Source organism: Microbacterium sp. GW821-FHT01D02 (assembly GCF_059422585.1).
In genome coordinates, this window is record NZ_JBWKXB010000002.1 from 390,860 (window position 1) to 398,253 (window position 7,394).

General features: G+C 69.7%; 8 protein-coding genes. 2 read left to right on the forward strand and 6 right to left on the reverse strand.

The window, feature by feature from the left end:
* Window positions 1-95: 95 nt before the first annotated feature.
* The 3 genes from AC07VM_RS10695 to AC07VM_RS10705 are packed head-to-tail and all read right to left on the reverse strand — an operon-like array spanning window position 96 to window position 2,343.
* The gene (locus tag AC07VM_RS10695) at window positions 96-896 is read right to left on the reverse strand and encodes an enoyl-CoA hydratase/isomerase family protein (RefSeq protein WP_494911123.1); all 801 of its coding nucleotides are present in this window, start codon (window positions 894-896) and stop codon (window positions 96-98) included.
* A gap of 46 nt (window positions 897-942) precedes the next feature.
* Entirely contained in the window at window positions 943-1,434 is a 492-nt protein-coding gene (locus tag AC07VM_RS10700) for an FBP domain-containing protein (protein WP_267417469.1), read from the reverse strand.
* Window positions 1,435-1,443: 9 nt separating this feature from the next.
* Window positions 1,444-2,343, reverse strand: coding sequence for a bile acid:sodium symporter family protein (locus AC07VM_RS10705; protein WP_267417468.1), 900 nt, complete (start codon window positions 2,341-2,343; stop codon window positions 1,444-1,446).
* Between the two features lie 71 nt (window positions 2,344-2,414).
* Here AC07VM_RS10705 and AC07VM_RS10710 point away from each other — a divergent pair, with 71 nt between their 5' ends.
* On the forward strand, window positions 2,415-2,933 hold the full coding sequence (locus tag AC07VM_RS10710) for a DUF2087 domain-containing protein (protein WP_494911125.1): 519 nt from the start codon (window positions 2,415-2,417) through the stop codon (window positions 2,931-2,933).
* Between the two features lie 12 nt (window positions 2,934-2,945).
* On the opposite strand, the gene AC07VM_RS10715 is transcribed toward AC07VM_RS10710, so the two are convergent.
* The gene (locus AC07VM_RS10715; protein ID WP_494911127.1) at window positions 2,946-3,854 is read right to left on the reverse strand and encodes a LysR family transcriptional regulator; all 909 of its coding nucleotides are present in this window, start codon (window positions 3,852-3,854) and stop codon (window positions 2,946-2,948) included.
* A gap of 76 nt (window positions 3,855-3,930) precedes the next feature.
* Here AC07VM_RS10715 and AC07VM_RS10720 point away from each other — a divergent pair, with 76 nt between their 5' ends.
* On the forward strand, window positions 3,931-4,767 hold the full coding sequence (locus tag AC07VM_RS10720; RefSeq protein ID WP_494911129.1) for an aldo/keto reductase: 837 nt from the start codon (window positions 3,931-3,933) through the stop codon (window positions 4,765-4,767).
* A 77-nt stretch (window positions 4,768-4,844) separates the two neighbouring features.
* Here AC07VM_RS10720 and AC07VM_RS10725 read toward each other — a convergent pair whose 3' ends face one another.
* Together AC07VM_RS10725 and AC07VM_RS10730 are read right to left on the reverse strand one after the other, a co-directional pair.
* The gene (locus tag AC07VM_RS10725; protein ID WP_494911130.1) at window positions 4,845-5,309 is read right to left on the reverse strand and encodes a hypothetical protein; all 465 of its coding nucleotides are present in this window, start codon (window positions 5,307-5,309) and stop codon (window positions 4,845-4,847) included.
* Window positions 5,310-5,375: 66 nt separating this feature from the next.
* Window positions 5,376-7,394: DUF7507 domain-containing protein (locus tag AC07VM_RS10730; RefSeq protein ID WP_494911131.1), on the reverse strand; the 2,019-nt coding region annotated here is incomplete at its 5' end.

The window sequence follows — 7,394 nt, forward strand, 5'->3', positions numbered from 1 at the left end:
CGATGCCTTCATACTGCCACGCGTGCCGGACGATCCGACGGCTGTCGCCCGGTGTGGGGAAAGTCGCCGCGCTCCCGTCGAAGAGGCAGGAGAGGTCAGCCGACCTTCTTGGCGGAGGCTGCGGCGAAGGCCGCGACCCGGGCCTGAGCATCCGGGGTCTCCAGAGCCGCGCCGATCGAGCGCGCCTCCTCGCTCAGCTGCTCGACGAAGGTGCGTTCCGGCTGCGCACGCACCAGACGCTTCGCCTGCCCGTAGGCGTCGGCAGCTCCCGCGAGCCAGAAGCGGGCGATCTCCTCGCCGCGCGCCTTCACGAGTGCGGCCTCCGCGGCGGAATCCTCGCCCTCGACGGCCTCGGCCACGAGGCCCCACTCGACAGCCTCCGCCGACGACAGCAGACGGTCCTGCAGCACCAGCTGGAGCGCGCGGCGCTGACCGACCGCACGCGCGAGCTGCGCCGAGACCGAGAGGTCGGGGGTCAGGCCGATGTTGGCGTACAGGCTGCCGAGCTTGGAGCGCGACCCGACCACGGCGTAGTCGCTGCACAGCAGGATGCCGAGTCCGCCACCCGCGGTCGTCCCGTGCGCCGCGGCGACCACCGGGATCGCGGATTCGGTCAGCGATCGGATGCCGGAGTTGATCACCTCGGCGAGCGCGGTGATCTCCGATCCGGATGCGCCCATGGTCGTCGCCATGTCGATGACGTCGCCGCCCGCGCAGAACGCGGGACCCGATGCGTCGATGAGGATCGCCTTCACATCGGGCCGCGAGGTCGCCTCGGCGGTCGCATCCTTCCAGGCATGGGCGAGGTCGGCGTTGAACGCGTTGAGACGGGCCGGACGGTTCAGCGTGAGCCGCGCCATCCCCTCTTCGACGGCGAACAGGATGGCATCACTCATGGCTTCTCCTTCGAGCGCAGGACGTGTGGGTCCAGCGTAACCGCGATCAGGAGCCGTCCCACACGCGCGCGACGAACCCTTCCATCCGGCGACGCGTGCCGTCGAGGCGGAGGTCGGCCTGCCCCGGCGCCCGGACCTCGTTCGGGGCGAGCGGATGGGCCAGGCGCACGTTCTCGTGGCAGGAGAGGTCCGCGCACATGTACGCCCCGAACGAGTCGCCGCGGCGTCCCGCCTCTCCGGCGCGGCGCGCGGAGAAGAGCGCGATCTGGTTGCCCGGCTGCATGGTGTGACAGATGTCGCACAGCCCCGAGCGCCCGCGGCCGGGCTCCGTGGCACGCAGGACGATGCCGGCCACGCGGTCCTCCTGCTGGATCAGCACGTAGCCGCGGCGGCTCGCACCCGGGTCCTGCCAGGCGAAGAAGTCGAGGTAGTCCCAGTCGACGAGAAGGAAGTCGTGGGGCATCTCCATGACGTGCAGCTCGTCGGCATCCGCATTGACGAACGATGCCCGGACGTCGGCTTCGGTGAGCGGTCGCATCGCTCCAGTCTATGAAGCCGAGCCCGATGCGGACGCGGGAACCTCCGCGGCCTCCCCCACGGACCGGTCCCGGATCAGGAAGCCGAAGCCGAACGCGATGAAGAACATCAGAACGCCGTAGACGGCTGCGGGGAGGCTCAACTCCACGGACCCGAGGACGGACTGCGCGATGACGATCGCGAGCGTGGCGTTGTGGATGCCGATCTCGAACGAGGTCGCGATCGACTGGCGCTTCCCCACCCGGAGCATCCGCGGAACGAGGAAGCCGACAGCGAGGCTGATCAGGCAGAAGAGTACGGTGATCAGCGCCAGCTGCGTGAAGTTCGCGACCAGGAGACTCCAGTTCGAGGCGACCGCACCCGCGATCACGACGACCAGGATCACGACCGAGGCGATCCGGACCGGCTTGTCCATGCCCGCCGCGAAGGCCGGCCAGAAGCGGCGCACGAGCATGCCGAGCGCCACCGGGAGCAGCACGATCGCGAAGACCTCGAGCGCCTTGGACCACTGCAGGCCCAGTCGATCGTCGAACGGCTCGAAGTAGGCGATCGCGAAGTTGGTGATGATCGGCAGGGTGATCACGGCGATCACCGAGTTCACCGCGGTCAGGGAGATGTTGAGGGCGATGTCGCCGCGGAACAGGTGACTGTACAGATTCGCGGTGGTGCCGCCCGGGGAGGCCGCGAGCATCATCATGCCGACAGCCAGTACCGGCGGAAGCTGGAACGCGAGCACCAGGCCGAAGCAGATGGCCGGCAGCAGGATGAGCTGACAGAGGAGGGCGATGATCACCGCCTTCGGCTGCTTCAGCACCCGCGCGAAGTCGGCGAGGGTGAGGCTGAGCCCGAGGCCCAGCATGATGATGCCCAGAGCGACGGGCAGTCCGATGGTGGTCAACGCTGATCCCATGGGACCCAGTGTGGCGGATGGAGGGCCCCGGTGTCACGGACGTAGCCTGGACCGGAAGAGGGGAGACGCAGATGGAGCACTCGAACCGCTGGCGACCGCTGATCGCGATCCTCGCGAATCCGGAGACCCGGCGCATCGCCGCCCGGGTGATGCTGGGAGCCGACCTGGAGACCGCGACGGACGGGCTCTCCCCGTCGAGACGCCGGCGTGCGACCGAGGCCGTGCTGCAGAGTGGTCTGGTCGACCCCGCCACCCGAGCGCTCGCGCCGGACGCCTTCCGCGCGATCCTCGAGTCCGCACCGGTTCCGCGACGGGACGGAATCGAGCGCTTCGTCGACGACGGGCGGATCAGGCAGTACCCGGCGAACCTCGAGGAGCGGGGCGAGCTCCTCGCGTGGGTCGCGCGCGGCGTCTTCGACACCGACGAGGTGCTCACCGAGCGCGAGGTCAACAGCCGGCTGCTCCCTTACTCGGACGACGTCGCCGTGCTCCGCCGCTACCTGGTCGACTATCAGCTCGTCGAGCGCCGTTCCGACGGTTCCGAGTACGCGCTGACGGGCAGCGGCCCGATCGTCGAGACGGACGGGTAGCGACGTCGCGCGTCAGGCCGCGGTGACCACGTCCCGACGCGGCTCGATGTCCTGGAGCAGTTCGAGGAGCAGCACGGCCGGCACGCTGGTCGACTCCTGCGTCGCGGTCACGGCGCTGACGGTCCACTCCGCCGACGCGCTGTTCTTCAGGGTGAGGCGTGAGAGCCCCGCCGCCTGAGGCTTGGCGGCGACGTGCTGCGGGACGACCGCGATCCCCATCCCCCGCCCGACGAGTCCGAGCAGCGTGTGCACGTCGCTCACGCTGCACCGCACGCGACGGTTGAGGCCCTTCGCCGTGAACGTCTCGTCGTTCATGGCTCGCACTCCCCACGAGGTGCCGAAGTCCACGAACGTCTCGTTGTCGAGGCTCTCCCAGTCCACGCTTCCCGCACCGGCGAGCGGATGGTCCGGATGGACGAGCAGGACGAGCGGCTCCTGCCCGAGGATCTGCCGGCGCAGCGCTCCGAGGTGGCGGTGGGCAGCGACGAACGCGACGTCGAGCTCGCCGGCGCGCATCGAATCGAGGAGCTGATGCGAGCCCGCCTGCACGAACTCCGTCTCGACCAGCGGGTAGCGGCGGTGGAAACGCTCGAGGAGCGCCGCGGCATCCACGATCCCGAGGCACTGCTCCGCCCCCACGCGCAGGGCCCCCGAGACCGACTGACTCGACTGCACCACGGCGTCGCGCGCGCGGGCCGCCTCCTCCAGCATCGCGCGGGCGTGCGGGATCATCGCGCGCCCGGCGACGGTCGGCTCGACGCGGCGAGTCGTCCGGTCGAACAGCACCGCACCCAGCTCGTTCTCCAGGCTCCGGACGGCGGCGGAGAGCCCTGACTGCGAGACGCCGGACAACTCGGCGGCGCGGGTGAAGTGCCGCTCATCCGCCAGCGCGACGACGTACTCCATCTGACGCAGTTCCATTGATCGCTCCCAGTTCTGATTGCCATGACTCTCAACTGTTGGACTTCTAAGCCGTAAGGTTCCTAGGCTAAGACACATGACAGTTCCCACCATCACCCTGAACTCTGGCTTCACCATCCCGCAGCTGGGTTTCGGTGTCTTCCTCGTGCCCGCCGATGAGGCCGAGAAGGCCGTCTCCGAGGCTCTCGAGGTCGGCTACCGTCACATCGACACGGCCGCGATCTACAAGAACGAGGAAGGGGTCGGCGCCGCGATCGCGAAGAGCGGGATCCCGCGCGACGAGCTCTTCATCACCACCAAGCTCTGGAACGACCGTCAGTCCGGCGAGCAGCCGCACGACGCCATCCGCGAGAGCCTCGACAAGCTCGGCCTCGACTTCGTCGACCTGTACCTGACGCACTGGCCCACCCCCGAGAAGAACACGTTCGTCAACGCCTGGACGAAGCTCATCGAGATCCGCGACGCCGGCCTCTCGCGCTCCATCGGCGTCTCGAACCACCTGCCCGAGCACCTCGACCGCCTCGTCGCCGAGACCGGCATCGTCCCCGCCGTCGACCAGATCGAGCTGCACCCGGCCTACCAGCAGCGCGATGTGCTCGCGTGGGGTTCCGACAGGGGCATGAAGATCGAGTCGTGGGGTCCCCTCGGCCAGGGCAAGTACCCGCTGTTCGAGAGCCCCGCCGTCGTCGCGGCCGCCGAGGCGCACGGCGTCACCCCGGCGCAGGCCGTCATCCGCTGGCACCTGCAGAAGGGGATCATCGTGTTCCCGAAGTCGACCCGCAAGGAGCGCATGGTCGAGAACTTCGACGTGTTCGGCTTCGAGCTGACCGACGCCGAGATCGCCGCCATCGACGCCCTCGACCCGCTCGACGGCTCGGGCCGCGTCGGCACGCACCCGCTCGAGTTCAACTGATCGATCAGTACCACCGCTGAACCAGAAGGGCGGATGCCGGGTGAACTCCCGGCATCCGCCCTTCTCGCGTCATCCCCTCACCCCACGGCACGGAGAGCGCAGAGAGTCTCGTCCGGGGCGGTGAACTCTGCGGCGACGGACCAGGTCGCCTCGGCGCCCGCGGCGACGTCGACGCTCTTCTGTCCGGTGCCGACGACGGTCGCGGCCGCGCTCGTGAAGAAGACCGTCACGACGTAGGACGCATCCGCGTCGGTCGGGTTCCGCACGGTCCCCTCCGCGGCCCACCCGTCGTCCGTCGCGGTGCAGGAGGTGATCTGCGTGCTGGCCCGAGCCTCCGGGGAGTCGGGGATGTCCGTCGGCAACGCCGTCTCCCCGACCACACCCGCCTTCTCCCCCGGGAGCTGGACGCCGGCGTCGACGGATGCCGACGGGCTGGGGTCGGGGCGGACGGGCGCGGGCGTGCACCCGACGGTGAGGAAGGCGGCGCCGAGGATGACGGCCGTCAACCCGACCGCTGTCACCCCTCTTCGGACTGGTGCCATGACAACAACCTTTCGTGCGGGAGCGCCTCTGCGGCGGGCACGGTCAGCGCCCACCGCAGAGATGCTCTAGTTCTGGGACAGGCGGCGTCGCCGGGCGACCGGGATGACCGCCGCGCCGAAGAGCAGGAGCAGCCCTCCCAGCAGCAGACCGGTCGACAGCGCACCACCGGTGCCGGCGAGAGCGGGCGGAGGCGTCGGAGAGATCGCGGTCGTCGCCCGCGAGGACGGCGGATCCACCGGATCACCGGTGGGACTGTCCCCCGTCACCGTCGCCACGTTCCGCACCTCTCCACGACGGACGTCGCCGGCCGTGATCGTGTGCGCGGGGACCGTACAGGTCATCTGCGCGCCCGAGCCGAGTGCGGTGGACGGACAGGTGACGGCGCCGGCGGTGGGATCGGACACCACGATGTCGCTGATCGTCTGCGCTCCCGTGTTCCTCACGACGATCGTCCACTCGACACGGTCGCCGAGGTCGACGACACCGTCGTGGTTCACGTCGACGGTCGTCGCGCGCTTCTCGATGGCGAGGGAGTCCGTGCCGTCGAACGGCACCTCCACGGTCGAGGGCGGCGAGACGGGCGGCTCTCCGGACGGCGGAGTGCCGGTCGCGGTCGCGGTGTTCGTCAGCAGCCCCGCGTCGACATCCGCCTGCGTCGTGGTGTAGTCGGCGGTGCAGGTGACGGTCTGGCCGGGCAGCATGCTCTCCGTCGCCACCGGGCACGCGATCATCGACAGCTCCCCCTCGCCGGAGAAGTCGATGTCCTCGACGGTGACGTCGCCGAGAGTGACGTTGCCCGTGTTCGTGACCACGAACGAGTAGGTGAGCACCTGCCCCACGGACGTCATCGTCGCGGGCGTCGCGGACTTCACGACGCTGATCGCGGGAGCCGGCAGCACGGGAACCTGCGCCTCGGACGGCGGTGAGACGGGCGGCTCGAGGTCCCCGGGCGGGGTGCCCGTCGCCGTCGCCGAGTTCGTCACCTCCCCCGCATCGACGTCCTCCTGGGTGAGGACGTACGTCGCCGTGCAGGTCACCTGCGCGGTCGGCGCCAGGGAGGCGGCGCCGTCCGGACACTCGATCGCGGACATGTCGCCCGTCCCGGAGAAGTCGCCTTCGGTCACGGTGATGTCCGCGAGGGTGACGTTGCCCGTGTTGCTGACGACGAAGGAGTAGGTGATCTCCTGGCCGACCTGATAGGCGTCCGGAGTGTTGGGGCTCGCCGACTTCACCACCGTGATCGCCGGGGTGGCCGTCGCCGGAACCTCGACGGTGGACGGCGGGGACACCGGGGGCTCGCCCGTGGGCGGTGTCCCGGTCGCGGTGGCGGTGTTCGTCACCCCGCCGGCGTCCATGTCGGCCTGGGTCACGACATAGGTCGCCTCACAGGTCACCGATGCGTCCGGCGCCAGCGACGCCGCCTCGTCCGGGCACTCGATGACGGGTACCGTCCCGGTGCCGGTGAAGGCCGTCTCCGTGACGGCGACGTCTGCGAGGGTCACGTTGCCGGTGTTGGTGGCCAGGAACGCATACCTGACGGTCTGTCCCGCTGCGGTGATCTCGACCACGTCGGCCGTCTTGACGATGGTGATCGCCGGAGCGGACGTCGACGGGACCTCGACGGTCGTCGGCGGAGACACGGGTGGCTCCCCCGTCGGCGGCGTACCGGTGCCGGTGGCCGTGTTCGTCACACCACCGGCATCGATGTCCGCCTGGGTCACGACGTAGGTCGCCTCGCACGTGATCGACGCGTCCGGCGTCAACGACGCCGCCTCGTCCGGACACTCGATCACGGGCGCGGTGCCGGTACCGGTGAAGTCCGTCTCCGTCACCACGATGTCGGTGAGCGTGACGTTGCCGCTGTTCGTCGCCAGGAACGAGTAGGTGATCGTCTGCCCGGCAGCGGTCAGCTCCGTGAGATCCGCCGACTTCACCACGGTGAGCGCCGGGGCCGACGTGGCCGGGACCTCGACGGTGGACGGCGGAGACACGGGTGGCTCCCCCGACGGCGGGGTGGCGGTCACCGTGGCCGTGTTGGTCACACCACCCGCGTCGATGTCCGCCTGGGTCACGACGTAGGTCGC

Coding starts and splice junctions, on each gene's coding strand:
- AC07VM_RS10705 (WP_267417468.1), bottom strand. CDS start 2,343: ATGGGATCAGCGTTGACCACCATCGGACTGCCCGTCGCTCTGGGCATC.
- AC07VM_RS10710 (WP_494911125.1), top strand. CDS start 2,415: ATGGAGCACTCGAACCGCTGGCGACCGCTGATCGCGATCCTCGCGAAT.
- AC07VM_RS10695 (WP_494911123.1), bottom strand. CDS start 896: ATGAGTGATGCCATCCTGTTCGCCGTCGAAGAGGGGATGGCGCGGCTC.
- AC07VM_RS10725 (WP_494911130.1), bottom strand. CDS start 5,309: ATGGCACCAGTCCGAAGAGGGGTGACAGCGGTCGGGTTGACGGCCGTC.
- AC07VM_RS10720 (WP_494911129.1), top strand. CDS start 3,931: ATGACAGTTCCCACCATCACCCTGAACTCTGGCTTCACCATCCCGCAG.
- AC07VM_RS10715 (WP_494911127.1), bottom strand. CDS start 3,854: ATGGAACTGCGTCAGATGGAGTACGTCGTCGCGCTGGCGGATGAGCGG.
- AC07VM_RS10700 (WP_267417469.1), bottom strand. CDS start 1,434: ATGCGACCGCTCACCGAAGCCGACGTCCGGGCATCGTTCGTCAATGCG.